The organism is Lebetimonas sp. JH292 (assembly GCF_000523275.1).
Lineage (GTDB): Bacteria > Campylobacterota > Campylobacteria > Campylobacterales > Nautiliaceae > Lebetimonas.
The window spans coordinates 548862-575070 of the sequence record NZ_ATHQ01000001.1 but is presented as its reverse complement, the minus strand read 5'-3'; the positions used below and the strand labels follow the sequence as shown (position 1 = coordinate 575070).

Below are 26209 nucleotides of genomic sequence, written 5' to 3'. Positions count from 1 at the left end.
AAAATATTAATAATGAAGAAGAAATTGCTGATGCTTTTGAAAAAAAGCTGGTTAAACCAAAGTATTTTTTAATTCTTGTTAATTCAGAATTGTATAAATTATTCCAATACATTAACTTTAAAAAGGCGCTAAAAAGGTACATTTATGTGATTGTGGAGATAAAAGGTTTGATTTTGATTATTTCGTGGAGAATTTTTTTTCACATCCTTTACAATCATGCAATAAAAAAAAAGGAGAAATGATATATTTTAGCGATTTACTTTTGAAACTTCAGGAATTCTGGAAAAACAAAGGCTGTAATATTGTAATGCCTTATGATTTTCCAAGTGGGGCCGGGACGTTTCATCCGGCAACTCTTTTAAGAAGTCTTGGAAAAGGTGCTTGGAATGTGGCATATGTGGCGCCGAGCAGAAGACCGACAGACGGAAGATACGGTGAAAATCCAAACAGGCTGGGGGCTTATTATCAGTTTCAGGTTATTATGAAACCGAGTCCTGAGAATATCCAGGATATGTATTTAGAATCTCTCGAATATTTAGGATTAAATCTTGCTGAACACGACGTAAGGTTTGTGGAGGATAACTGGGAATCACCCACACTCGGAGCATGGGGTCTCGGATGGGAAGTTTGGCTTGACGGTATGGAAGTTACCCAGTTTACATATTTTCAGCAAGTCGGGGGTATTAAAACATTTCCTGTGCCGGTTGAAATCACATATGGTACGGAAAGACTTGCAATGTATCTTCAGGGAGTTGATAATGTATTTGATATAAAATGGAATGAATCTACAACTTACGGAGATATGCACAAAAGAAGCGAATATGAATTTTCAAAATACAATTTCGAAGTGGCCAGTGTTGATATGCTTTTTAGATGGTTTGAAGACTGCAGAAATGAAGTAAAAAAATGTATAGAAAATAATTTAGCGCTTCCTGCATATGATTATACAATAATGGCCAGCCATGTGTTTAATGTGTTGGATGCGAGAAAAGCTATTTCCCAAACAGAAAGGCAAAATTACATTTTAAAAATAAGAGAGCTTGCCAAAATGGTGGCCGAGAAATATGTGGAGAGTGAAAATGGTGAAAGTAGTGAAAGTAGTGAATAGTGAAAGGTAATATATGAAATTAAAGGATATCTATAAATTTTTGGATGAAATAAGCCCTTTTTCACTTCAGGAAGAGTGGGACAACAGCGGAATAAATGTTGGTATAAATGAAAAGATTGAAAGGATATATTTATCTCTTGATATTGATGATAGTGTAATTGAAAAAATAAAGCCGAATTCATTGATTATTACGCATCATCCTTTGATTTTTAAAGGTATAAAAAAAGTAAATTTCAATTCTTTTTCTACAAAATATTTAATTAAACTTATCCAAAAAAACTGTTCATTAATTGCAATGCATACCAATTTTGACAAAACACATTTAAATAATTATTTTGCTAAAAAAATTTTAGAAATAGAGGGAATTCAGGAAGATTTTATTTTTTACAGTGAGGTTTATATGAAATTTGACAAACTGGTCAACTTAGTAAAAGAAAAAATGAAATTAAAATATATACGGGTGGTAAAAGCCAATGATTTTATAAAAAGAGTTGCGGTTACAACAGGCAGCGGAATGAGCTTATTAGACCAGATAAAAGCTGATTGTTTTTTAACGGGGGATATCAAGTATCATGAAGCTATGGATGTAAAAGCGAGAGGAATCAGTCTGATTGATGTAGGACATTTTGAAAGTGAAAAATATTTTGCGGACGCATTATACGATGATATAAAAGATATGGAGATTGAAATTATAAAAATCAATTCATCTAATCCTTTTAGCTTAATTTGATATAATTCCAATAAAAAAGGTCAGCAATGAATAAATTTTTAAAAGAGTTAATAGAACTCAACGGATATGAAAGGAAATTGAAAGAACTCGAACCTGTTGAGATTAATATTAAAGCTCCTGTAACCAAATTTGAAAACCAGAAAAAAGCTCTTGAAGAGAGACTCGAAAAACTTGAAGAAGAGATTAGAAATATTAAACTAAAAAAAAGTAAAAACGAATTATTAATAAAAGAGCTTAAAGATAAACTTATTTCTATAGAAGAAAAACAGAGTAAAGCAAAAACAGAAAAAGAATTTAAAGCACTTCAAATAGAAGAGGAACTGGCACGTGAACAAATTGAAGCGGCAAACGAAGAAATTGCAAAATTTGAAAAACAGCTTGAACTTAAAAATGAAGAAAAAGAAAATATAAAAAAAGAGATTGAAAAAATAGATTCTGAAATCACTGTTTTGAGTGTTGATGTTGAAAAAAAACTGGAAACAGTAAAAAAACAAAAAGAAGCAATTTATAAGAAAAAAGAAAAACTTATAAATGAAATGAATCCTCAAATTTACAGATTTTATGAAAAAATTAAGAGATGGGCGGGTATAACTGCTGTAACTCCTGTCAGAAAACAGGCATGCAGCGGTTGTAATATGAAAATCAGCGATAAAGTTTATACAGAAGTGATTAAAGGTGAAGAAATAGTAACCTGTCCTCATTGCGGAAGAGTGTTGTTTGTTGAAGAAAGTGAAAACAGTGAAAGTAGTGAGTAGTGAGTTGTGAGTAGTGAAAAATGTAATATTTAATTTTTTTTATCTTTTTTTTCTTTTTATTTTATATTTAATTTCAATTCCTTTTTTAATTTATCTCAGCTTTAAAAAAAAATACAAAAAATCTATCCCCTCCAGATTTTTTCTGATAAACAATCCTCCTTTTACAAAAAAACTATATTATTTCCATGCATGTTCCCTTGGTGAAACAAAAGCATTAAAACCGCTTATTGAGCAGTTTGATGAAGTTAATTTAAGTGTAATAACCAATACGGGTTATGCCGAAGCAAAAAGATATAAAAATGTTCATCTCAGATTTTTGCCGTTTGAGATTTTTTTACCTTTTTGGCTAAAACCTTGTAAAACTTTAGTGGTAATGGAAGCCGAATTATGGTATATGTTTTTTTATCTTGCAAAAAGAAGATGTAATAAGACGGTTTTACTAAATGCCAGAATTAGTGAAAAAAGTTATCCCAAGTATCTTAAATTTAAATGGTTTTATAAAAAAATTTTTGAAAATATTGATATTGTTTTGGCACAAAGCGAGGAGGATAAAAAAAGGCTTTTGAACTTAGGGGCAAAAAATATAAAAGTTACAGGAAATATAAAGACATATTTTAATCCAAAAATTACAACCGAGTTTATTAAAAAAAAGCCTTTGATTATTTTGGCTTCAACGCACAAAAACGAAGAAGAGCTGATTTTGTCGGAGCTTGATTTAAATAAATTTCAGGTTGCTGTGGTACCAAGACATCCGGAAAGATTTGACGAAGTATATAATATTATGAAAAAGTATGGGAAAATGGAACGATTAAGCGAAAAATTTTTAATGGAAAATGGAAAATGGATAATGAAAAATGAAAAGTTAATTTGAATGAAGATTTGATTTTAATTAATAAGATGGGAGAGCTGATTAATTTATATCAAGTTGCCGATATTGTAATTTTAGGGGGAAGCTTTGTTGACAATGTGGGAGGGCATAATCCGATTGAGGCTGCTTATTTTAATAAACCTATAATCAGCGGTAAATATTATTTTAACCAAACAGCGTTATATAATGAAGTTGAAAATATTGAAATTTGCGGAGTTGATGAAATAAATGAGAAAATAAAAACTGCAAAACCAACAAAAATAAAAAACAGAGTAGATTTAGATAAAATAATTGAAATAATTGAAAATGGATAATTTATTTAGTGAATAGTGAGTGGTAAGTTGTGAGTAGTGAAAAATAAAATGTGAAGGATGAATGTGAATGCAAAATTTTATGAAATAAAAGATGATAAAGTTATAATTTATGTAAAAGCGCAGCCAAATTCTTCAAAAAATAAAATAGCAGGTCTTTATGGAGACAATCTAAAAATAAACATAAAAGCTCCTGCTGTAGAGGGTGCGGCAAATAAAGAATTGGTTAAATTTTTATCCAAAACATTTAAGATTCCCAAAAGCGATATAATAATAAAAGGAGAAACAAGTAAAAGGAAGCAAATTATATTGCCGCTTAATGAAAAAATAAAAGAATTTTTAAAGGAATACAATGAGCAATAGTGAAATTGCCAAGATACTTTCTCTTACAGCGGATTTGCTTGATATAAAAGGGGAAAATCCGTTTAAAGTAAGAGCATACAGGAATGCCGCAAGGCTTGTTGAAGGATCGAGTAAAGATTTTGAAAAGCTAGTAAAAGAGGAGTTTGATTTAACAAAATTGCCTGGAATAGGGCATGATTTGAGCGAATATATAAAAGAAATAGTAACTACAGGAAAATTTTCCAAACTGGAAGAGCTTAAAAAACAGATTCCTCTGGGACTTATTGATATGCTTAGCATTGAAGGCCTCGGTCCAAAAAGAATAAAAGAAATTTATGACGCTTTTCATATTACAAGTCTTGAAGAACTTAAAAAATATGCCCAAAACGGTGAGCTTGATAAACTTCCCGGATTTGGCCCTAAACTGATTGAAAAAATATTAAAAGGTGTTAAGCAGCTTAAAAAAGCCGGTATCAGATTTTTATGGGCCGATGTTGAAGAAGTGGCAGAAGAAATCAGAAAATATTTACTTGATTTCCCAGGTGTCGAAATTGTAGATATTGCCGGAAGTTACAGAAGGAGAAAAGAAACAGTCGGAGATTTGGATATTTTGGTTATTGCGGATGATTATATGAAAGTAAGTGAATATTTTACAAACTATAAAAGGGTAAAAGAAGTATATTCAAAAGGTTTAACAAGAAGTACGGTTTTTTTGGACAATTCTCTCCAGATTGACCTCAGGGCGGTTACAAAAGAGAGTTACGGAAGTGCTCTTCATTATTTTACAGGAAGCAAAGCTCACAATATAGCAATAAGAAAAATGGCAATAGATATGGGGCTAAAAGTAAATGAATATGGAATATACAAAGGGACAAAAAGAATTGCCGGAAAAAGCGAAGAAGAAGTGTATGAAACAATGGGACTAAGATATATAGAACCTGAACTCAGAGAAAACAGGGGGGAAATTGAAGCTGCTAAAAATAATAATTTACCAAAACTTGTGAGGGAGGATGATATAAAAGGAGATTTAAAAGTTTATTTTAATAAAAACATTAAAGAAATTATCGATGAGGCTGAAAAAAAAGGTTATGAATTTTTGGGAATTTGTACAAAAAATATTGAAGATTTGGAAAAAATAAAAAAATTAAAATCAAAACTGAAAATTTACAGTGTTATTGAATGTAAAATAGATAAAAACGGTGAATTAAATTATTCGAAAGATAAAATTAAAGATTTTGATATAGTTTACGGAAGTGTGGAGGATAATTTTAATTTAGATAAAGTTATCCAGACAAAAAGAATAATCAACGCTTTAAATCATATTGATGTTTTATCACATCCAATTTGCAGAAAAATTCAGAAATTTGACGGAATCGATATTGAGTTTGAGCAAATATTAAAAGCAGCTAAAGAAAAAAATAAAATACTCGAAATTGATGCAAGAAGAGATAGGCTTGATTTGGATGATTCTAAAATAAAACTTGCAAAAGAAACGGGTGTAAGAATGTGCATTAATTCTTATGCTACAAATAAAAAAGAGCTTTATAATATGAAATACGGATTGAATCAGGCAAGAAGAGGCTGGGCTGAGAGGGAAGATTTAATTAATACGTTAAAAAATTTTATTTAAAATTTCATTAAATTTAAACATTTCTTTTTTTATTTTTTTGTGAGTTTATTATAATTTTTAAAATCTATTTTATACGAGAGGATGTATAAATTATTTAAAATATGGAATAAAGAGCCTCTAAGAAGCAAAAACCCGGATTTGTCGATTTGCTCATATGTTTTAATCAAATCTTCAAGCCCTTCAATAAGCGATGTAAGTTTTTCTTTTGAATCAATTTTTATATCCATAGCTTTGCTTATTGCCAAAAGCAGATTTTTAATATCCGGTTTTTCATCTTTATAATCAGTTTTATTAAAACAGTTTATTATTTTTCGTATGTATTTTTCTTTATCAATAATAGGTAATTTTTTGTCTTTTATTGGAACTGAACCCTCAATATAAGCACCATCACTTAAATTATAAACATTTGTCTGTTTTTCTTTTATTAATTTTTCTATATTGCTTTTGCTGCTTAAAAACAATGAATCGCTATATATATCATCACTTAAATTTCCTTTTACTTTAATCCCTTTTTGTTCTGTGTCTTCTTTATTGTCATAAAAACTTCCATATGAATGTTTTCTCTCCCCCAGTCTGAAACCTAAATCCATTCCGCATAGATATATTTCATTACTAAATTCACTTGCAAATGCCATACCTGTGTTTCCGACTATTGGGGAGGAATATTTTAAAGTAAAATAATTGTTTTCCAGTGTAAAAGCTTCCCTGATATACATTAAAGGTTTTTTTGCCATTTGGAAAATTTTTGGATTTACAACACTTGCTCCTAAAAAATAACCCCTGTAATTTGGTAATATATCTTTTAAAGCTTCAATTAATGTATCTATTCTTTCCTGTTCTATATGAAAATCACTTTGCAATCCTGCTTTTATTAAAGGTTTAAGCGCAGTTCCTACTGAAATTATTATCATGGAATCTTTGTTTTTTTTAATAAATTCAATATTTTTTTCCAAACTTTTTCCATTGGCTGCTATACAAACAGGAATATTTAATTTTTTGGATTTATTTAACAGAGGATATTTTTCAATATTTTGCAAATGATTTTTTATTCCTTTTATTTCATCTTCGAAAGTTCCCCATCCTCTGTTTTTTAAAACGGAAATTTTATTAAATTTATTTTTGGCATCTATTATAAATTTGTTTTCATAGGTGGTGAGGGTGAATCTGGCAAAATTTGACGTTATGATTCTTTCAAAATAAAATTTTTCAATTGCAAAATAATTAATTTTATTTTTTATGAAAACAAACAGTTTTCCTCTTAATTTTTTATAAAGTTTTTCATAATCTATAAAATACAGACTTATTGCAAAAAATTCCGGTTCCGGTTCATATATAAAAAGAGACTGAAAATTATGTTTTTGCGCTAATATTTCTATATGTTTGCCTGATAATAATCCTAAAATAACAGTTGCAGGTAAAAAATTATCTTCAAAATAAAATCCATCGGTGTAATTTAAGTTTTTAGCTTTATCAGTTAAAGAATTTACTATTTTGCCTGTTAAATAAAATTCTTTTTCATCTAATTCTTCTGGATTAATATAAAAAAAATTTTTTTCCCATAAAGAATTTTGTACAGGATTATATGAAAATATGATTGAATCTTCATCAATAGAATTTGGATAAAGATAAGTATTTGTTTGTGTATCAAGTATATTATTGTTTACAAGCTGGTATCTTCTTGTTTTTATTGAAGTTATTAATTTATAAAACGAAGGAATGTTTTGATAAAAAAAATTTATATTTTTTTGAAAAAGATTCATAATTTCTCCGCTAAAACAGAAGTTTTAGCGAATTATACTATCTTTTAAGCTGTAAAAGTGTATTTAACATCTCATCACTTGTTGTAATAGTTTTTGAATTTGCCTGAAATCCTCTTTGAATTACAATTAACTGAGTTAAACTTCTGCTTAAATCAACATTGCTCATTTCAAGAGCACTTGGCTGAACAGCACCTCTTCCCCCTGTTCCGGCAGTTCCTACTATCGGTTCACCTGAATTTGGCGAAGCGTTGAACAGTGTTCCACCCTCGCTCATCAAGCCTTCGTTATTGACAAATTTTGCTAATGCAACCTGGGCTAGGGAATAACTTCTGCCGTTGGAGAATACCCCTATTACCGTTCCTGTCTGATCAACTACTAAACTTTGCAAATCTCCTCCCGGATAACCGTTTTGCGTCTGTCCGCTAGTGGAACTAGGCGCTTCAAAAGATGTGATTCCGTCAAATTTGCCAATGTTTCCTAAATCAAGCTGTAGGGCCTGTCCTGAATTGGCTCCGTTGTTAGGATTAAATATTAAACTAGGAGGATTATAGGAATTTATACTTCCGTCAGGATTAAATTTTACATATCCGTTTGCCGGCTGATCAAGAGACGAAGGTGCCGGGACATCGGCATACCATTTCCAAACTGTCGGATCGTTCGGATTTTCAGATGTATGTGCTTTTCTGAAATGAAGTGTTAAAGTGTGCTTGCTGCCAAGCGAATCAAACACATCAATGCTTGTTGTGTGAGTTGCAGCATTAATAGCCTGTGAAAAGGTTGATCCTCCTGCTGCCAAACTTCCGTTTATCGGTGAAAAAGCTTCCGTAAATAAATCATTGTCTTTTTCATCATTCGGATAACCAGATAAATTTATATTAAATGAATTTGCTGAGGTGTTTTTTATATTTAATTTTCCGTTTTCATCTATTGAAACAATACCGCTGTTTCCGGATGTTGAATTTGAAGTATCTCCGCTGTCATCTATCGCCAATTGCCATACATATGCCAAATCCTGAATATCGTGAAAATAATATGTATCATTTTTATAAAATGTATCTGTTGATGTGCCGTTGCCCAAAGATTTGAAAATTTGAGACAATTTCCCAAGAGGGGTGTTTGAATTTGAATCATTGATTGTTCCATTGGAATCTTTTAATTGTACATTTTTAATTATATCCTGGGTTTCTTTCATTTTACCGTTTTCAAAACTTACATTGTCATTTATATTATTGCTTGTAAAATCTGAATTCAAAAGGCAGCATAAATCACTGAATGTCTGGAAATCTTTTCCATAAACATATGTTAATGTGTCATCTATTATTCCGTCTGCGTTTTTATCAATTTGGAATGATATTTTTTGATTGACATTCATAAATGCACGGTTATTATCATCATTTGTTGTGGAATTATATAACCAGTGAAGCCCTTCATTCGAATCAGAAACGGTATTTTCCTTTGGCTGATAAGAGCCGCTTGCACTTCCGCAGCCTTCGGTTTCATTTATTGGTGTTTTTGAATATATGAAATTTCTTGTTTCCCCAAGTCCGTTTATATTAACTTTAATTCCCTGTCCTTCTTCTATATTAAACGCATCACCGCTTGCATTAAAAAGCTCGCCTACATCGTCGGCACCGATAAAACTGTTTTTTAAGGATTTCATAGGCTCTGTAGTGGTTGAGGGTCCGTTTAAACCTTTGAAAATATTTTCTAATTCCGTATTGGTAGATGAAAGTGTGGTTTCTGTTTTTATTTTGTTTTCCGGATCCACAATTTGTCCGTTTCCGTTTAAATAAACTTTGTATTCTGATGATGGTTTTGTACCGGTTGGATCTTTTATTATTTCATTGATTTCGTCTAATAAATCTTTTATGGTGGTAAATTTTCTGTCTGTATTTGATGTGCTTTTTCCGTAAGTAAATGTATAATTGTTTATATTTCCGTTTGCATCTTCTATTGCCAAAGTCAAAGTGTCTTTATCAGGGGTTAAAGATAATTGTTCTCCACTTGCATTATATAATCCGCTAATATCTGCAGTCTGATCAATAGTAGGTCTTGTTCCGCTCATTTCTTTAATATGATCCCCACTGTTTAGATTTGCTTTTATTTGAATTTTACTTGTAGCGTTTGCCGGTGTGGTAAGACCTGGTGGAATAGATATCGGCTGAACCCCTTTTGCGGTATCTATTGTATGTGTGTCCGGGTCTGCAAGCCATCCTTGTACTATCATTCCGTTTGGGTCAACAAAATTACCGTTTGCATCAAATGTAAAATCTCCGGCTCTTGTATATTTATATGTTTTTCCTCCGTCTCCACTCACAACAAAAAAACCGTCTCCGTTAATTGCCATATCTGTATTTTTGTCGGTATTTTGAATACTTCCTTGTTTAAACAATGTTTCAACTGCGCTGACACTTGTTCCAAGACCTATTTGAAGTGAATTTTTTCCACCGAGTTTTCCCTGCGGTGCAGTAGCGCTTTTTACTGTTTGACTTAAAAGATTTTGAAAATTGGTTCTAGAGTATTTAAATCCTACAGTATTTACATTTGCAATGTTGTTAGCTTCTACATCCATTGCAACCTGATGAGCGTTTAGGCCGCTAACCCCGCTCCAAAGACTTCTCATCATGATTCATTCCTTTAAATAAAGTTTTTTTTACCAAGCAAAATTCATTCCTTTTTCAATTACCCACCCCGCCGCTTTTCAAGCGGCCGGCAAGCTCACCACTCACCACTCACTATTCACTACTATATTATCCTCTTTTTAAATTAATTGCTTTTTGTATCATTTCATCGCTGGTTGTTACAGTTTTTGCTGCCGCTGAAAATGCTTTTTGGTTTATTATAAGCTCTGTCATCGCTTCGGCAAAATTTACATTTGAAGCTTCGAGTTTATGAGAAATTACTTTTGCATAAGGAATGTATTCTCCATTGCTTTCATATAAAAATGCTTTATTTGAATTATTGGTCTTTCTAAAAAGATTGCCCCCGATACTTTCAAGTCCCTGAGGGTTTTGAAAATGGAAAATCGGAATCTGTCCGAGCTCCACACTTTTGGAATTTGAAAAATTTGCAAAAATAACTCCGTCGTCATTGATATCATATCCTTGAAGATAACCTTTTTCAAGCCCGTTTTGAGAAAATGAATAATTTGTTTTATTATCTGTTTTTGTATATGACGTTAAGTTGAAGTTAATATTTATTGTTTGAGGAGAATTTATTGTTAATGTTTTAGGGGATAGTAATTTTCCGTTTTGTTCAAAAGTAAAATTCTGATTTGTTGTGTTGATTATATTGCCTTGATCGTCTTTTACTGTTATTTTACCGTTCCATTTTATTTGATTATTTAAAACTTTTTGTTTTGTAAAAGAAAAAGAAATTATATCTTTGTTACCGTTTGTATCATAAATGTTCCCGCCGAAATCCTGTTTGTTTACTTTAAAAGCATTGCTTTTTGTACTTGTCTGGGGATAAATTTCATTTCCTATTCCTCCAAGATTGTTAATAAACAAGTCATTGGAATTCTCTGTTTTGAGAAGATATGAATTAACAGTTTTAGCGGTAGGATTTGTTGTAACCATTCTTCCTTTATCGTCAAGAGAAACCGAGACATTCGGATCGATATTATTTGCTAGGGACTGGAATTTATCGATTAAATTTTGCATAGTGTCAAATTCATTTTCTGTTTGGGGTGTGGATTTGTAAATTAATTTTTCAGCTGCAATATTTGGTAAATTATTATTATTTGAGTGTAAAATTATTTTTGTCGGGTTAGAAATCATTATTCCGTTGTCTGATATCGTCGCATCTATTCCATTTTGTGTTAATTTATTGACAAGGGCATTTTGAATTTCACTTTTTGTACTTCCGTCAGGAAGTGTCAGATTAATATCTTTTCCATTGATTGTAAAATCATAAACCAAATCTTTTCCATCTTTAATATCATTGTTTATGCATATTTCACTTGAAATTAAATTATTGGAATATGTTGCCGGATTTCCAAATCCAAAAACAAATGAATCTCCATCTCTTACTTTTAAATCTTTTTCGTCATTTGAATATAATGCACTGAAATCATTATTAAGAGTTGCCGGTGCGGTTGTGGTTATTTTATCTGAATCATTTAAGTTTGTTAAAAATTTGATTTTGTTGTGGCAATTGCCGGTAAAATCATTGAATTTGGCAAAGAAATAGGTGATAGGGGATTATTAATTAAATTATCTGTAGGTATGTTTTGGTTTATTTCATAGCTTCCGTTATTGTTTTTTATATTATTTGCATTTGCAACCAATAAATAATCTCCGTTATCATCAACCAAATATCCGTTGGCATCTCTTTTAAAAGAACCGTTTCTTGTATAGTAGGTATCATCTCCTTTTTTAACCGCTATCCAGCCTTTTCCTCCAAGAGCAATATCGAAAGGATTGTCTGAGTCAATAAAACTTCCTTGCGATAAGTTAATTGCATTGGCATCGAGTCTGCTTCCAAGCCCGACATCCGAAAATATCGGTGAATTTTTCAGAGTCTGTGAAAAGATAGAAGAAAATTCAGGGTTTGTTTCTTTGTATCCCACGGTATTGATGTTTGAGATATTGTTTCCCCAAATATCAATCCCCGTTTGAAAACTTTTCATTCCGCTTATACCGTTAAAAAATGACCTTGTCATTTTAATCCTTTTATTAACCAAAATTATTCAACATCTAATATTCAATATTCATAATTTAACATTCAACATTTAAATATTATCCCTGCCACTGATATATTTCTTTTATTAAATAAAATGGTATATATTTTTTACCCAATTTAGCATATACAGTTCCGTTTTCAAATCTTATTGATTCTATAGGATATGCCCCCAATGCTGTTGTTTCTTGTTTTCCATTAGGGTCTGTATATGTTGCGCTTACTTCATAACTGTCACTTTTTACCCTGTTGGCGTTATTGTCTTTTAAATCCCATTCAAAGCTTAATATTCCTTTGGAATGGGGATTTAGGTGAAATTTTTTAACTATATTTCCAGCTTTATCTTTAATTTGAACTTTTCCACTTTGTATATTATCTCCAAAATATAATTCAAAATCTTTTTTCGTATCATTATCTGTTACATTGATATATCTCTCTCCTGTATCGGCCATTTTGCCTATAGATGATAATGTGGATAATTGATTTGTGGCTGTAAGGGTTTGGGCGAGAGTGTTTATGGTTTTTTGCATATTTGTATTCATTTCCATTGTAGAAAGATACGCAGTTTGTTCAAGCATTTTATCCGTATCCATAGGATTTGTAGGGTCTTGCATTTCAAGCTGTTTTAAAAACAGCTTCATAAAGGCGTTTTTATCGAGCTGTGAATTTGGATTGTAAACTTTGTCATTGCCGGCCTGTGTTGCATTGTTGTTTATAGTTGCTATTGATGACATTTTTAAGCCTTTTTTAAAATTAAAGCAAATATTGTTCCAATGGGCTCCATATCTTTTAGAATCTGCAATAAAAAATTTTGTGTAGGCTTGATTTTCGGTTTTGTTTTATTATCTGCAAGGGTTAACAATTCTATCAAATGAGGCATTAAAAACCTTTTTATTTTTAGTAAGCAAAAAATATTCCAAGCAGTTTTTAGCGAAAATGGTGAAATTGTGAAAACAGTAAAATTGATGTATAATTTCAAAAATTTTTAAAGGTAATTAATGAAGAATATTAGAAACATTGCAGTTATAGCCCATGTTGACCATGGAAAAACTACACTTGTGGATGAACTACTCAAACAGTCCCACACCCTTGACGCAAGGAAAGATTTAGGTGAGAGGGTAATGGACAGTAATGATTTGGAAAAAGAAAGAGGAATTACAATTTTAAGTAAAAATACGGCTATCAGATGGAATGAATTCAGAATTAATATTATTGATACTCCGGGGCACAGTGATTTTGGAGGGGAAGTTGAAAGGGTTTTGAAAATGGTGGACGGCGTATTGCTTCTTGTAGATGCCCAGGAAGGTGTAATGCCCCAGACTAAATTTGTTGTAAAAAAAGCACTCTCACTCGGGCTTAAACCTATTTTGGTGGTAAATAAAATAGACAAACCCGCAGCAGAACCGGACAGGGTTGTTGATGAAGTGTTTGATCTGTTTGTAAGTATGGGTGCTACTGAAGACCAGCTTGATTTTCCTATAATTTATGCCGCTGCCAAAGAGGGATATGCAAAATGGGAACTTGAGGATAATAATAATGATATGATTCCTGTTTTTGAGGCAATTACAAAATATATTCCTGCCCCTGCCGGTGATGAAAACGCCCCGTTGCAAATGCAGGTATTTACTCTTGATTATGATAATTATGTGGGAAGAATAGGAATTGCAAGAATTTTTAACGGTACAGTTAAAAAGGGTGAAGAAGTAACACTGGTTAAAGCCGACGGTGAAAAAATAAACGGAAGAGTTACCAAACTGATGGGATTTTTAGGACTTGATAGGATGGAAATTGACGAGGCGAAAGCGGGGGATATTGTGGCTGTTGCCGGATTTGAAGCCCTTAATGTGGGGGATACGATTGCCGATAGGAATAATCCTGTAGCTTTAGGCGCACTTCATATAGAAGAACCTACCATCAGTGTTATTTTAAGCGTAAACGATTCACCTCTTGCGGGGACTGAGGGTAAAAATGTAACAGCTCCTAAACTCAGGGATAGACTCTTTAAAGAGATGCAGACAAATATTGCAATGAAAATAGAAGAACTGGGTGAGGGTAAATTTAAAGTAAGCGGAAGGGGAGAGCTTCAAATAGCAATTCTTGCTGAAAACCTTAGACGTGAAGATTTTGAATTTTCCCTGTCTCGTCCTGAGGTTATTATTAAAGTGGAAAACGGGGTTAAACTTGAACCTTATGAATATGTCGTTGTAGATGTACCGGATATTTACAGCGGAGTTGTAATAGAAAAACTTGGAACCAGAGGCGCGGTTATGAAAAATATGATGCCTTTAAGCGACGGAAGTACAAGAATTGAATTTGAAATGCCGGCACGCGGACTTATAGGATATAGAGGCGAATTTATGACCGATACAAAAGGTGAGGGAGTGCTTAACAGCTCGTTTCTTGAATTTAGACCCGCCACTACCAAACCTTATACAAGAAAAAACGGAGCTTTGATTTCTATGGAAAACGGTGTGGCCGTAGGATATGCAATATTTAATTTGCAAGAGAGAGGCAGAATGTTTATAAAACCTGGGGATAAAGTTTATAACGGAATGATAGTCGGGGAACACAGCAGAAGTAACGATTTGGAAGTAAATCCTATTAAAGGTAAAAATTTAACCAATGTCCGTGCCAGTGGTAGCGATGAAGCGATAAAACTGGTTCCCCCTGTTCAGCTTACTCTTGAAAAAGCCCTTGAATGGATAGAAGATGATGAACTTGTGGAAATTACCCCTAAATCTATAAGGGTAAGAAAAAAATATTTGGATCCGACTGAGAGAAAAAGAATGAGCAGGAAAAAATAAAAGAAGGTAATTTTTCTCCCTTTTTATTATAACTTTTTCTTATAACTTCTTAAAATCTTTATAATCTTTGTTACAATTCGAAAAATATTTAAAGGAGCGGTATGAAAAAATATTTGATTCTAACCGCTTTGTCAGGTCTGCTTTTAGCCAAAAATGTGACATTTAACGAAGTTTTAAAAGAAACTCTTTCTAATAATTTAGAGCTAAAGGCAAAAAAGCTTAATATTGACAAAGCCAAAAGCGATTTGGATAAAGCCAGAGGAATGGAATGGGGCAAATTTATTTTTAACGAGCAAATAAGCATAACTAATAACGCCTTATATGTGTTTGGAATGAAATTAGGCAGCAGGGAAGCCACTTTCAGCGACTTTGGCTTCAGCGATTTTTTAGCTCCTTTGGGCGGTGCGTTGATGAAAGCAAATTCAAATTCTTTAACACCTCAGGATTTGGCCGCTATGCAGGGAATTTTAGCTATTAAACCGCATGATTTAAATTATCCCGCCCCAAGAAGCAATTTTGCTACAAATTTTGTTTATGAAGTGCCTATTTTTACAGGATTTAAATTAACTTATGCAAAAGAAATGGCAAAACTTCAGATATTGGCAAACAAATATAAATTTCAAAGAGATAAAACTCTTTTGGCTTTGGAAGTATTAAAAGCATATAATGGGGCTGTTGCCGCTAAATATTTTATAAACGCTTTAAATAAGGCAAAAGAAACAACAAACTCTTTTGTAAAAATGGTTAAAGAATTTAAAAAAGAAGGCATGGCAACAGATATTGATTTACTGCAAGCCGAAAAAAGGGATTCCCAGGTTGATGCATATTTACAAGAGGCCAAAAACAAATATGCCCTGGCTTTGTCTTATTTAAGATTTCTAAGTGATGATTACGATATTACGTCTGTTGGTGATTTTGAAGTAATTATTTCTCCTAATAGTAATTTAAAAACATTAATTAAAGAGGCTTTAAAAAACAGAAACGATTTAAAATGGATGAAAAAAAATTATGAGACTATGAAAAAAAAGATTAAATTTGATTCTGCCGAAAATTATCCTATGATAGGGGCACATTTGGAATATGGATGGAATGATAACACTGTTGCCAATATAAGAAGCGATAAAGATTACTGGCTGGCGGCAATAGGTTTAAAATATAACATTTTTGATAAGAGCAAAGACGCCGACATTGAAAAAAGTAAAATCGAAGCACTTCAGACAGGCTATTATTATCAATATATGAAAAAAGGTATTGCACTTGATGTAAGACAGAAATATCTGAATTTAAAAACAAAAACTAAAATAATAAAAAATAAGTTAACAAACAAAGAACTGGCCGAAGAAATTTTAAAAAAATATACCTATATGTATAAACAGGGAATGATAAATATGACTATTCTTTTAATGAAAGAGGCGGATGCAAGAAAAGCAAGGGCGGAACTTATTAAGGCAAAATATGATGAAGCTGTTGCGGCGGCTAAACTTAAAGCAAGCATTGGAGACTTTGTTAAATAGTGATTGGTGAGTAGTGATTGGTGAGTAGTGAAAAATGGAAAAACAAAAAGGAGTATAAATGATTAAAAAGATAGCGTTAATTTCAGCATTTGCATTGAGTTTGTTTGCCTATGAATTTGCAACTGCAAAAAAAGGTGTTATTTATATAAAAAAAGATTATGTTGCCGATATATATGCAAAAAGACAGGTTATGCTGGCCCCGAGAGTTATGGGATATATTAAAGAAATAAAAGCTGAAGAAGGTGAAAAGGTTAAAAAAGGCGAACTTTTGTTTGTTGTTGACCCTACCGATGTGTATTCAATGCTAAATCAGGCAAGAGGTGCTCTTTTACAGGCCCAAAGCGGTGTGCTGATGGCCGAAATGGCTTATGCAGATGCAAAAAGGGATTATGAAAGATTTAAAAATTTATATAAAGCAGGGGCTGTAAGCAAAAGAGATTTTGAAAAAATGACACTTAATATGAATATTAGGAAAAAACAGGTGGATATGGCAAAAGGTATGTTAAAAAGGGCAAAAGCGGCTCTTGATATGGCAAGAAACCAGATAAAATATGCTAAAGTAAAATCCCCTATTAATGCGGTGGTTACAAGAAAAATGAAAAATGTGGGTGAAATGGCGCTTCCTGGATATCCTGTTTTAATTTTAAGCGATTTAAGCTCTCTTAAAGCAAGAAGTTTTGTAAAAGAAGGGGATATTGATAAATTTAAGCTTGGAATGAAAGTGGAAATTTTTGTTCCGGCTATTAATAAAAAATACAGCGCAAAAGTGGAGAATATTATTCCGAGTGCCGATCCTGCAACACATTCTTATATAGTTAAATTTAAATTTAATAAATATGATAATAAACTGCTGCCCGGAATGTATGCAAAAGCGAAGATAATTTTAGGAAAAAAAGAAGCCGTTCTTGTTCCGTTTGCTGCTTTGACAAGCAGGGAAGGGATTATGGGGGTTTTTGTCAATAAAGACGGAATTGCCAAATTTATAGCCGTTAAACAAATTGCCCAAGAGGGGGATTATATTGCGCTTAAAGGGTTGAATGCAGGAGAAAAGGTAATTCTTTATCCGCCTGCGAATATGATTGACGGACAAAAATTATAGGAGCGGGAATGGAAATATTAAAAGCAATAAAAGCTAAATTAGAAGAAAAACGAAAAGAGTTAAATGAATTAAAATCACAACAGTGTGACATAAGTGAAATACAAAAACTTGAGGATGAAATAAAAGCTCTTGAAAATGAGGCAAATTTAAGAGAAAAAGAAATTTCTCAAAAAGAAGAGGAATTAACTCATCTCGAAGAAGAATTAAAACTAAATATAGCAGGTAAACTTGCCAGAACTTTTTTAAAAAACCCTTTAACTCCGGTTATTGCACTTGCCCTTGTTTTAATGGGATTAATAGCCGTTTTTTTGACACCCAGAGAGGAAAATCCGCAAATAGACGTTCCAGCCGCCAATGTGATTGTTGTTTATCCGGGAGCCAGCTCCAAAGAAGTTCAAAATGTTATAGTTGAGCCGCTTGAAAGAATTCTTAAAGCCATGACCGGCGTTAAGCATGTCTACGGTATGGCTATGAACAGTGCGGGAGTTGTGACTGTAAGGTTTAAAATAGGTCAGGATAAAGTAAGAAGTTTAAGCAAGCTCTATGACAGGGTTATGCGTAATATGGATAAACTCCCAAAAGGCGTATGGACACCTTTAATTAAACCTGTTGATATTGACGAAGTGCCGATTGTAACTTTGGCTCTTTCAAGTACTAAATATAACGATTCTGAGCTTTACAGAATTGCCCAAAGATTATTAAGTCCGCTTGCATCGGTAAAAAACGTAAGTATCATAGGAATAAAAGGGGGACATAAAAGGCAGTTTAATATCCTAATTGACCCTCAAAAATTAGCTGCTTATCATTTATCTCTTGCTCAGATTGCCATGTCTCTTAAAGGTGCCGATGTTGATTATCCTCTTGGAGGAATGGATAATAAAAAATATTCCATTCCTTTGGAATTTGACGGATTTATAAAAAATGTAAAAGACGTTGAAAATTTAATGGTTGCGAACTATATGGGAAGGCCGATTTATATAAAAGATATTGCAAAAGTTAAAGACGGTGTTGATTTTCAACACAAACACAAAACTTTTTATGAAGCCGGAAGGTCTTTTTATGAAGACCCCCTTATAGGAAAAAGTGAAAATAAATTTCCGGTTGGTATAAAACAGAATCAGGTAACTATTTTTGTGGGTAAAAAAAGAGGTACCAACGCCGTTTTTGTTGCAAGGGATGTAATAGCCAAAGCAAAGGAACTTCAAAAAACACTGCCAAAAGGTGTCCATGTTTATATAACAAGAAATGACGGACATAAGGCAAACCATGCGGTTAACGAACTGCTTAATCATTTGATAGTTTCCCTTGTTGTAATTTTCTTTTTATTAATTTTGGTATTGGGATTTAGGGAAGCGTTAATCGTTGTATTTACCGTCCCTCTTATTTTGTCAATTACATTGTTTATAGGAATGCTCGCAGGGCAGAGTATAAACAGAATTACCCTGTTTGCCCTTATTCTGGCTTTGGGACTTTTAGTTGACAGTGCCATAGTGGTTATAGAAAATATACACAGGCATTTTTCAATAGGTGATAAGCCGAGAGATTATGCCGCTGTTTATGCCACAAATGAAATCGGTAACCCTACAAATGTAGCTACACTTGCCATTATTCTTGCGTTTTTGCCTATGTTTTTTGTTACAGGAATGATGGGGCCTTATATGGGACCAATTCCGTTTAATGTGCCAATTGCTATGATAGCGTCACTTGTAATTGCGTATATGTTTACCCCTTGGGCTGCTGTTAAATTTTTACCTGAACATAAGGAAAAACACGAGCCTTTTGATATTAGAAAAACAAAAACATTCAGGGTTTTTCATTCTATATTGAATCCTCTTTTAAATTCAACCCTTAAAAGGGCAGTGTTTTTTAGTGTTGTTTTATTATTGTTTGCATGCTCACTTATTTTACCTGTGTATAAAATAGTTCTTTTCAAAATGCTTCCTGGTGCTAATAAAAATACATTCAATATTACAATTGACCTTCCAAAAGGAAGCAGTATTGATACAACCACAAAAGTCAGCAACTGTGTGGCAAATATTTTAAGTAAACAAAAAGAAATAAAAGATTTCGAGCAGTTTATAGGAATTAGCGGAGTAGTAGATTTTAACGGACTTCTTAGGGGAAGTTCTATGAAACAGGGCGAAAATTACGGTGAAATAAGAGTTAATCTGTTTCCTAAAGAAGAGGGAAGAAAAGAAAGTTCTATCGATATGGTGAGCAGATTAAGACCAGTTATTCAGAGCCAGTGCAGCTTTGAGAATGCAAATATTAAGCTTGTGGAAGATCCTCCGGGCCCGCCTGTAATGGCCACACTTCTTATGCAGGTATTTGGAGGAGATGAAGAGGGTAGACTGAAATTGGCAAATTATATAGAAAGTTTATATAAACATACCGACAGGGTTGTGGATATTGATATTATGAGAGACAGACAGATTGTAAAATATAAAATTGTTCCTGATAAGCAAAAAGCGGCGCTTCTTGGAATCAGTGTAGAGCAGATTGCAAAAATACTCGGTATGGGATTAAAGGGAGCTGTAATTAGTGTTGCCCATATTCCAAGTGAAAAAGAACAGGTTGGTATTTTTGTGAGGTTTGAAAAAAAATACAGAAAAAATCTGGAAAGCCTTGATAAAATTAAATTAATGTCTATGACTACACACAGATTGGTACCTTTAAAAGAAGTCGTAAAAATTGAACCTGTTAAATACGACGGAATGATTACGAGTAAAGATTTGCGACCTATGGTAATGGTTACAGGTGAAATGAATAAAAGAGGAAGTATTTATGCACTACTTGATATTTTCTTTAATCTTAAAGACAAAGGTATTCCCGGATATAAAATTACTTATGACGGAAATCCGAGACTTAATTTAAAAGCCACTGATTTAAAAACAGGTAAAAGTTATGATTTAATCTGGGGCGGGGAATGGGAGCTTACATTTGATGTGTTCAGAGACCTCGGAAGCGCCTTTGGCGTTGCGGTAATTCTTATTTATCTGTTGATGGTTGCTTATTATAAAAACTTTAGAGTCCCAAGAATCGTGCTTGCGGCAGTGCCTCTTACATTTATAGGAGTGCTTCCGGGACATGCAATAATGAACTGGATAACTCTGGCGTTTTTCCATTCAAAAACATATTTTACGGCAACAAGTATGATCGGCTTTATCGCACTGGCCGGTATTGTTGTCAGAAATTCGCTATTACTTATAGATTTTACAAACGATTTAATTAAACAGGGCAGAAGTATTAATGAGGCAGTTATTGAAGCGGCGGCCACAAGATTCAGACCTATTGTTTTAACTGCTCTTGCTATTATTTTAGCTTCATTTGTCATTGTGCTCGATCCGGTATGGCAAGGTCTTGCCGTAGCCCTTATTTTCGGTGTTTTCGCTTCAACTGCGCTTTCGGTTATTGTTGTTCCTATTCTTTACTGGAGATATTTAATTTCAAAACATAAAAAAGAAAAACATATAGAATACGGATTAAAAGAGATTTAACTCTTTTTTTCTTTACATAACGAAAAATTATGATATAATTTTTCAAAAAAGAGTGAATATGGGCTCAATTTTATCTAAGATGCTTAAAATTATCGCACTTTCTTTGTTTACTGCAACAATGATACTTGTAATACTCTATTTTATATTATTAAATTTTTTTATATACGAAGAAGTAAACAAAGTAAGGTTGTGTACCAAGGCAATATTCAGTGTTAAATATTCGGAAATGAAAGATACTTATACTCCCTTTTCATCCATTATAAAAATATATAAAAAAAATACAAATATAGATTTTAAACTGTTTTCTTTATTTAAGAATCCTCAGCTGAAAAACAACGGTTTTTTTAAAAAAATTAAAAATAAAAAAGAGATATATAAGATTAATTCAAATTACATTACTTATTATAAACCGATTGTTATGAAAAATGAATGCCTGAAATGCCACGGTTATGAAAAACATAAAATTTTCAGCTGCGGTGGGATTAAAAGCTCAAATAAAATAAGAGGATTTAAAAAAGGAGACGTTGTAGGATATATAGAGGCAAAAGCGCCTTTTAAAAGATCTTTTATGAAATTTAATTTAACATTTTAATTTCTTTCTTTTTGCTGTTTCTGGCTTTAATTGCCACGCTGTGCGGATTTTATAAATTTACAAATAATTTAAAAAGGGATATAACCCTGTTTTTAAAATTCTTTGATGAAAAAGTTTCAAAAGGAATTTATGAAAAATTAAATATGACAATGTCTTTTATTGAATTTCAAAAATTAAAAGTATCTATAAATAAAGCCGTAAATTCTATTAAATATTATAAAAACGAAATGATTAAAAGATATTATTTCAGCCCTGTTACCAATTTGCCAAACAGAATAAAATTAATGGAAGATATGAAAAAAACAGATAAAAATGCTTTGGCTATATTTAATATTAATAAATTCAGGGAAGTAAACGATTATTTTTCCCAGGAAATGGGCAATTTAATTATTCAGGAAGTCGCAAAAAGATTAAAAAAACTTATTAATAATAAAATTTATCATATAAATATAGACGAGTTTGCCGTATTACTGGATGAATACGAATGTTTTGAAAACTGTTTATATATTAAAAAAATTATTAAAGAGTTGGAAAAACCGTATATTGTAAATAAAAACGAAATTAATCTTTTTTTCAGGGCGGGAATCGGTTCAAAAAAAGAAAAAGATGTTTTTACAGTAGCTGATATTGCAGTGGAATATGCAAAAAGAAAAAAAGTAAAATGTCTCTGTTACTGCGAAATAAAAGATTTGGCCCAGAGTTTTGAAAAAAATCAGAAAACTTTAAATATTTTGGAAAAAGCTATGAGAGAAGACAGAATAATTCCTTATTTTCAGCCCATAGTAGATAATAAGACACAAAAAATTGTAAAATATGAATCACTGATAAGAATGATTGATGAAAACGGAAAAGTATATTCACCGGGGGAATTTTTGGATGTGGCGAAAAGTGTTAATATTTATAAAAATTTAACACTGATTGTTTTTGAAAAAACTCTTAATTTCTTTAAAGAAAGAAAAGAAGAGGTTTCACTGAATCTTTCTTTGGAGGATTTTGAAGATGATAATATAAAAGAAAAAATATATAAATTGATAAAAAATTTTCCCGAACCTGAAAGAATAACGATTGAGCTTCTGGAAAATGAAGATATTGCATCGGATTCTTATATATTAAGTTATTTGCAAAAACTTAAAGACTACGGGGTTAAAATTTTTATAGACGATTTTGGAAGCGGATATTCCAATTTCAGTTATCTGTTTAAATTTCAGATTGACGGATTAAAAATAGACGGCAGTTTGATAAAAAATATTCTTACAGATAAGAAATCACAAATGATAGTCCAGACAATTGTAGAATTTGCACAAAAAGGCAATATGGTGACTGTGGCGGAATATGTTGAAAACAGAGAAATTTTTGAATTTATTAAAAAACTGGGTGTCGATTATTCCCAGGGGTATTATTTTTCCGCTCCTAAACGTTTGATATAATTTCATTTTGAAAATAAAAAAAAGAAAATGATTTAATTAGAAAAAAATAAGGAAATATTATGAAAATAGTTTTGGCTTCTTCAAATAAGGGTAAAGTCAGGGAAATAAAAGAAATTTTAAAAGATTTTGAAATAATCCCCTATACAGATTTAATAGAGCCTTTTGAAATAGAGGAAAACGGAAAAACATTTAAAGAAAATGCGATTATTAAAGTAAAAGCCGTTGCTGAAAAACTTCCGGAATTTTTAGTAATGGCAGATGACAGCGGAATAAGCGTTCCCGCTCTCGGTGGAATTCCCGGAATTTATTCCGCAAGGTTTGCCGGAAGTGAAGCAAGTGACAAAGACAATTTAAAAAAGCTGATAAGCGAACTTAAAAAAAGAAACATAAAAAAAACGCCGGCTTTTTATACAGCAGCAATTGCAATAGCTTCACCTTATGGAATTTTTACTACGCATGGTTTTATGCATGGTGATGTTATAGATGAAGCAAAGGGTGATAAAGGTTTTGGTTATGACCCTATGTTTATTCCAAAAGGGTTTGATAATACACTGGGTGAACTAGATGAAAAAATAAAACAAAAAATATCCCACAGAACAAAAGCCTTGAAATTAGCTGAGAATATATTAAAAGTTATTAAATAATTTTTTCATTTAAAGTAATATTTTAGCACATATGCCGCACGCTGCGCTTTCGCTTCTTAATATAAAACTTTGAAGTTTGTAAATTTCTCTGAATTTTTCTTTTTCTTTTTCACTGAATCCGCCTTCGGGCCCTATTAAAATTGGCATGGTTATGTTTTTTTTTAATTCAATTTGTTTTCCGTTAAAATCAAGTGCGCTGAAACTCGGGTATTTTTCAAAAAAATCTTCACTTGAATTTAAAATTTCTATTTGCATTTTGTCACTTCTTCCGCATTGCTGGCAGGAATTTATAAGAATTTTTTCAATTCTATCAAGTTTTAACTTAAAATTTCTCTGGGAAAAATCGCAGTATACAAAGCTTATTTTGCCAACCCCGATTTCATTTAACGAAGGAATTGTTTTTTCTATGTTTTTAGGCTCAATTATACACCATGCAATATGAAAAAATGTTTTTGGCCTGTTTGGAAAATATTTTTTTTCAATAAGAGACAAAAAAGCCTCTTTTTTGTTTATTTCATCTATTTTATAAATATATAAATAATCATCTATTAGGTTTCTTATTTTTATAGGTTCATGTTTTTTTATTCTTCTTACTTTAAAAATATATTTGTATTCTTCCCCTTTTAAGATTATTCTGTTTTCGGGCTTTGGATAATATAAAAACTGCATTTAGCGCCTTTTTGATATAATTATAATAAAATTAAGGAGAGGATTTGGTAAATAATATAATATCTTTTTTAAAAAATCCCCAAAACAGCACTGTTTACAAAGTTTTAAATTTAAAAAAAGAAGAAACTGAAATACTAAGGATTATGCTTGAATTTTATCTGGATTCAAAAGAGGATGTCAGCGTAAAGGAAATTTTATTTTCGATATTTGGAAAAGATAAATTTAAAGCCCTTGAAAATATAGACGTAATAAAAAATCTGATAGAGGAGGGATGGGTTGTAATAAGCTCAGTGGGACAGTTTAAAATAAATGATATGACCAATCTGGAGCTTTTTAATTCCAGTATTTCTCTTTCCATTGCTTTTTTAAGGTTAATAGAGCAGGGTTCGCTCGAACTTGTGGTGCCTGAAAATAAACCATATAACGACCATCTGGAATTTTTGCATGATGAGTTTTTAAGAATAGAAATATACGAACAGCTTGCAAATATAAAAAATTCTTTTTCCAAAACAAGCTCAAGCATAAAAAGGCTTCAAAGCAAATTAAAACTTATTGAAAATACAATAAAAGAAAAAGTTAAAAAAACAAAAATTGATCTGCCGGTAATTAATTTTATAAAAGAGTATGAATTAAATGAAAAAGAGGAAATAATATTTTTAGCTCTTTTAAAAGAAGAGTATACCAATTCGAATGAAAATGCAAGGGAAATGAATTTTTTATTAAATCTTGTCAGCAGTGATGAGATAGAAAGAATAAAAAACAGAAGTTTGCTGGATGAGAACTCAAAGCTTGTCAGCGAGGAAATTGTGGATTATGACGAACTGATAGGCGCTTTTGGGGGTTTTACAAAAATATTTTTTATAAATGATGAAATACTCAAAGATTTGATACATCCAAGAACAAAACATAAAATTGAACATATTGTAAAAGAAACGCTTTTTGATTTTATTGAACCAGAATATTCATTAAAAGATATTGTTTTGGATGAGAAAACAAAAGAGAGTCTGAATACTTTGTTAAAACAGACGGATAAAAAAGTAATAAATAAATTAAAAAGATGGGGAGTAAAAAGCTCAAACGGCATAGAGGCTAAAATAATTTTTTACGGACATCCGGGAACCGGCAAAACAGTTACGGCTTTGGCTTTGGCAAAAGAGTTTAATAAGCCTCTTCTAAGCCTTGACTGCTCTAAAATACTTTCCATGTATGTGGGTGAGAGTGAAAAAAATGTAAGGAAACTTTTTGACGAATATAATATGGTGGCGGAAAAACTAAAAACAAAACCTGTGCTTTTATTGAACGAGGCCGACCAGTTTTTGAGTACAAGAACAGCCGCAACCTTCAGCAGTGCCGATAAAATGCACAATCAGATGCAAAATATATTTTTAGAAAGAATCGAAAAATTCGAAGGAATTTTAATTGCCACAACCAATCTGCTTGAATCATTTGATAAAGCATTTTCAAGAAGATTTGATTTAAAAATAGAATTTAAAAAACCGTCTTTCAAAGAAAGATTGAAATTATGGGAACTTAAGCTTCCTAAAAATGCTAAATATGAAGAAAATTTTGATATTAAGAAACTCTCATCATTTGAACTTACCGGAGCTCAAATTGAGGTTATAATAAAAAATACCGCCCTAAAAGTTGCTATGAGAAAAAATTCTATGTTTAAAACTCAAGATTTTATAGAGGAGATTAGAAAAGAAAAAATAAATGCGTTCGACAATGAAAAAGAGATAGGTTTTTTACATAAGTGAATATATATTTATTACTTAATGT

The 26209-nt window shown here is 31.8% G+C and carries 22 protein-coding genes; 15 read left to right on the top strand and 7 right to left on the bottom strand.

All coding sequences use genetic code 11. The features are described from left to right. Positions 1 to 238: 238 nt before the first annotated feature. The 7 genes from glyQ (at position 239) to DZ64_RS10570 (ending at position 5744) form a co-directional block, all read left to right on the top strand. Positions 239 to 1108, top strand: a complete 870-nt coding sequence (glyQ, locus tag DZ64_RS0103465) for a glycine--tRNA ligase subunit alpha (protein ID WP_024789446.1) — start codon at positions 239 to 241, stop codon at positions 1106 to 1108. Between the two features lie 13 nt (positions 1109 to 1121). After that, the gene (locus DZ64_RS0103460; RefSeq protein ID WP_024789445.1) at positions 1122 to 1838 is read left to right on the top strand and encodes a Nif3-like dinuclear metal center hexameric protein; all 717 of its coding nucleotides are present in this window, start codon (positions 1122 to 1124) and stop codon (positions 1836 to 1838) included. Positions 1839 to 1864: 26 nt separating this feature from the next. Beyond that, complete coding sequence (locus DZ64_RS0103455) at positions 1865 to 2593, top strand: zinc ribbon domain-containing protein (protein ID WP_024789444.1); 729 nt, start codon at positions 1865 to 1867, stop codon at positions 2591 to 2593. Positions 2594 to 2606: 13 nt separating this feature from the next. Next, entirely contained in the window at positions 2607 to 3464 is an 858-nt protein-coding gene (locus DZ64_RS10575) for a glycosyltransferase N-terminal domain-containing protein (protein WP_236618642.1), read from the top strand. After that, the gene (locus DZ64_RS13145) at positions 3461 to 3775 is read left to right on the top strand and encodes a hypothetical protein (protein WP_236618641.1); all 315 of its coding nucleotides are present in this window, start codon (positions 3461 to 3463) and stop codon (positions 3773 to 3775) included. The genes DZ64_RS10575 and DZ64_RS13145 overlap by 4 nt, the downstream gene beginning before the upstream one ends. A gap of 63 nt (positions 3776 to 3838) precedes the next feature. Then, positions 3839 to 4135, top strand: coding sequence for a DUF167 domain-containing protein (locus DZ64_RS0103445; RefSeq protein ID WP_024789443.1), 297 nt, complete (start codon positions 3839 to 3841; stop codon positions 4133 to 4135). Beyond that, positions 4125 to 5744 (top strand): helix-hairpin-helix domain-containing protein, encoded by a 1620-nt coding sequence (locus DZ64_RS10570; RefSeq protein WP_035003084.1) that lies wholly within the window; start codon positions 4125 to 4127, stop codon positions 5742 to 5744. The genes DZ64_RS0103445 and DZ64_RS10570 overlap by 11 nt, the downstream gene beginning before the upstream one ends. Before the next feature lie 29 nt (positions 5745 to 5773). On the opposite strand, the gene DZ64_RS0103435 is transcribed toward DZ64_RS10570, so the two are convergent. From DZ64_RS0103435 to DZ64_RS12255, 6 genes are all read right to left on the bottom strand, one after another. Continuing rightward, positions 5774 to 7504: a 6-hydroxymethylpterin diphosphokinase MptE-like protein gene (locus tag DZ64_RS0103435; RefSeq protein WP_024789442.1), complete on the bottom strand. Its 1731-nt coding sequence runs from the start codon at positions 7502 to 7504 to the stop codon at positions 5774 to 5776. A 37-nt stretch (positions 7505 to 7541) separates the two neighbouring features. After that, on the bottom strand, positions 7542 to 10130 hold the full coding sequence (locus DZ64_RS13885) for a flagellar hook-basal body complex protein (protein WP_024789441.1): 2589 nt from the start codon (positions 10128 to 10130) through the stop codon (positions 7542 to 7544). 124 nt (positions 10131 to 10254) lie between these two features. Then, complete coding sequence (locus DZ64_RS13130) at positions 10255 to 11424, bottom strand: flagellar hook-basal body complex protein (protein WP_024789440.1); 1170 nt, start codon at positions 11422 to 11424, stop codon at positions 10255 to 10257. Between the two features lie 209 nt (positions 11425 to 11633). Next, positions 11634 to 12167: a flagellar hook-basal body complex protein gene (locus tag DZ64_RS13125; protein ID WP_024789439.1), complete on the bottom strand. Its 534-nt coding sequence runs from the start codon at positions 12165 to 12167 to the stop codon at positions 11634 to 11636. Between the two features lie 76 nt (positions 12168 to 12243). Beyond that, a complete protein-coding gene (locus DZ64_RS0103415) occupies positions 12244 to 12918 on the bottom strand; it encodes a flagellar hook capping FlgD N-terminal domain-containing protein (RefSeq protein ID WP_024789438.1) in 675 nt (224 codons plus the stop codon). Between the two features lie 2 nt (positions 12919 to 12920). Further along, positions 12921 to 13064, bottom strand: a complete 144-nt coding sequence (locus DZ64_RS12255; protein ID WP_156922609.1) for a hypothetical protein — start codon at positions 13062 to 13064, stop codon at positions 12921 to 12923. Positions 13065 to 13182: 118 nt separating this feature from the next. Here DZ64_RS12255 and typA point away from each other — a divergent pair, with 118 nt between their 5' ends. From typA to rdgB, 7 genes are all read left to right on the top strand, one after another. Next, positions 13183 to 14988, top strand: coding sequence for a translational GTPase TypA (gene typA, locus DZ64_RS0103405; protein WP_024789437.1), 1806 nt, complete (start codon positions 13183 to 13185; stop codon positions 14986 to 14988). A 101-nt stretch (positions 14989 to 15089) separates the two neighbouring features. After that, positions 15090 to 16502: a TolC family protein gene (locus tag DZ64_RS0103400; protein WP_024789436.1), complete on the top strand. Its 1413-nt coding sequence runs from the start codon at positions 15090 to 15092 to the stop codon at positions 16500 to 16502. A 58-nt stretch (positions 16503 to 16560) separates the two neighbouring features. Beyond that, complete coding sequence (locus DZ64_RS0103395; protein ID WP_024789435.1) at positions 16561 to 17601, top strand: efflux RND transporter periplasmic adaptor subunit; 1041 nt, start codon at positions 16561 to 16563, stop codon at positions 17599 to 17601. Between the two features lie 8 nt (positions 17602 to 17609). Continuing rightward, positions 17610 to 21098 (top strand): efflux RND transporter permease subunit, encoded by a 3489-nt coding sequence (locus DZ64_RS0103390; protein ID WP_024789434.1) that lies wholly within the window; start codon positions 17610 to 17612, stop codon positions 21096 to 21098. 58 nt (positions 21099 to 21156) lie between these two features. Continuing rightward, entirely contained in the window at positions 21157 to 21690 is a 534-nt protein-coding gene (locus DZ64_RS0103385) for a DUF3365 domain-containing protein (protein WP_024789433.1), read from the top strand. A gap of 11 nt (positions 21691 to 21701) precedes the next feature. Continuing rightward, positions 21702 to 23117, top strand: a complete 1416-nt coding sequence (locus tag DZ64_RS0103380) for an EAL domain-containing protein (protein ID WP_024789432.1) — start codon at positions 21702 to 21704, stop codon at positions 23115 to 23117. A gap of 59 nt (positions 23118 to 23176) precedes the next feature. Continuing rightward, positions 23177 to 23761 carry an RdgB/HAM1 family non-canonical purine NTP pyrophosphatase gene (gene rdgB, locus DZ64_RS0103375; protein ID WP_024789431.1) on the top strand — a complete coding sequence of 195 codons (585 nt, stop codon included), beginning with the start codon at positions 23177 to 23179 and terminating at the stop codon, positions 23759 to 23761. 9 nt (positions 23762 to 23770) lie between these two features. Here the strand turns inward: rdgB and DZ64_RS0103370 are convergent, their stop codons facing one another. Next, positions 23771 to 24430 carry a 16S rRNA (uracil(1498)-N(3))-methyltransferase gene (locus DZ64_RS0103370; protein WP_024789430.1) on the bottom strand — a complete coding sequence of 220 codons (660 nt, stop codon included), beginning with the start codon at positions 24428 to 24430 and terminating at the stop codon, positions 23771 to 23773. A gap of 44 nt (positions 24431 to 24474) precedes the next feature. Between DZ64_RS0103370 and DZ64_RS0103365 the strand changes: the two genes are divergently transcribed. Next, the gene (locus tag DZ64_RS0103365; RefSeq protein ID WP_024789429.1) at positions 24475 to 26187 is read left to right on the top strand and encodes an ATP-binding protein; all 1713 of its coding nucleotides are present in this window, start codon (positions 24475 to 24477) and stop codon (positions 26185 to 26187) included. Positions 26188 to 26209: the final 22 nt, after the last annotated feature.

Bases quoted from the DNA above. Each gene is read 5' to 3' on its own strand.
- glyQ (WP_024789446.1), top strand. From the start codon at position 239: ATGATATATTTTAGCGATTTACTTTTGAAACTTCAGGAATTCTGGAAA.
- DZ64_RS0103460 (WP_024789445.1), top strand. From the start codon at position 1,122: ATGAAATTAAAGGATATCTATAAATTTTTGGATGAAATAAGCCCTTTT.
- DZ64_RS0103455 (WP_024789444.1), top strand. From the start codon at position 1,865: ATGAATAAATTTTTAAAAGAGTTAATAGAACTCAACGGATATGAAAGG.
- DZ64_RS10570 (WP_035003084.1), top strand. From the start codon at position 4,125: ATGAGCAATAGTGAAATTGCCAAGATACTTTCTCTTACAGCGGATTTG.
- DZ64_RS0103435 (WP_024789442.1), bottom strand. From the start codon at position 7,504: ATGAATCTTTTTCAAAAAAATATAAATTTTTTTTATCAAAACATTCCT.
- DZ64_RS13885 (WP_024789441.1), bottom strand. From the start codon at position 10,130: ATGATGAGAAGTCTTTGGAGCGGGGTTAGCGGCCTAAACGCTCATCAG.
- DZ64_RS13125 (WP_024789439.1), bottom strand. From the start codon at position 12,167: ATGACAAGGTCATTTTTTAACGGTATAAGCGGAATGAAAAGTTTTCAA.
- DZ64_RS0103415 (WP_024789438.1), bottom strand. From the start codon at position 12,918: ATGTCATCAATAGCAACTATAAACAACAATGCAACACAGGCCGGCAAT.
- DZ64_RS12255 (WP_156922609.1), bottom strand. From the start codon at position 13,064: ATGCCTCATTTGATAGAATTGTTAACCCTTGCAGATAATAAAACAAAA.
- typA (WP_024789437.1), top strand. From the start codon at position 13,183: ATGAAGAATATTAGAAACATTGCAGTTATAGCCCATGTTGACCATGGA.
- DZ64_RS0103400 (WP_024789436.1), top strand. From the start codon at position 15,090: ATGAAAAAATATTTGATTCTAACCGCTTTGTCAGGTCTGCTTTTAGCC.
- DZ64_RS0103395 (WP_024789435.1), top strand. From the start codon at position 16,561: ATGATTAAAAAGATAGCGTTAATTTCAGCATTTGCATTGAGTTTGTTT.
- DZ64_RS0103390 (WP_024789434.1), top strand. From the start codon at position 17,610: ATGGAAATATTAAAAGCAATAAAAGCTAAATTAGAAGAAAAACGAAAA.
- DZ64_RS0103385 (WP_024789433.1), top strand. From the start codon at position 21,157: ATGGGCTCAATTTTATCTAAGATGCTTAAAATTATCGCACTTTCTTTG.
- rdgB (WP_024789431.1), top strand. From the start codon at position 23,177: ATGAAAATAGTTTTGGCTTCTTCAAATAAGGGTAAAGTCAGGGAAATA.
- DZ64_RS0103370 (WP_024789430.1), bottom strand. From the start codon at position 24,430: ATGCAGTTTTTATATTATCCAAAGCCCGAAAACAGAATAATCTTAAAA.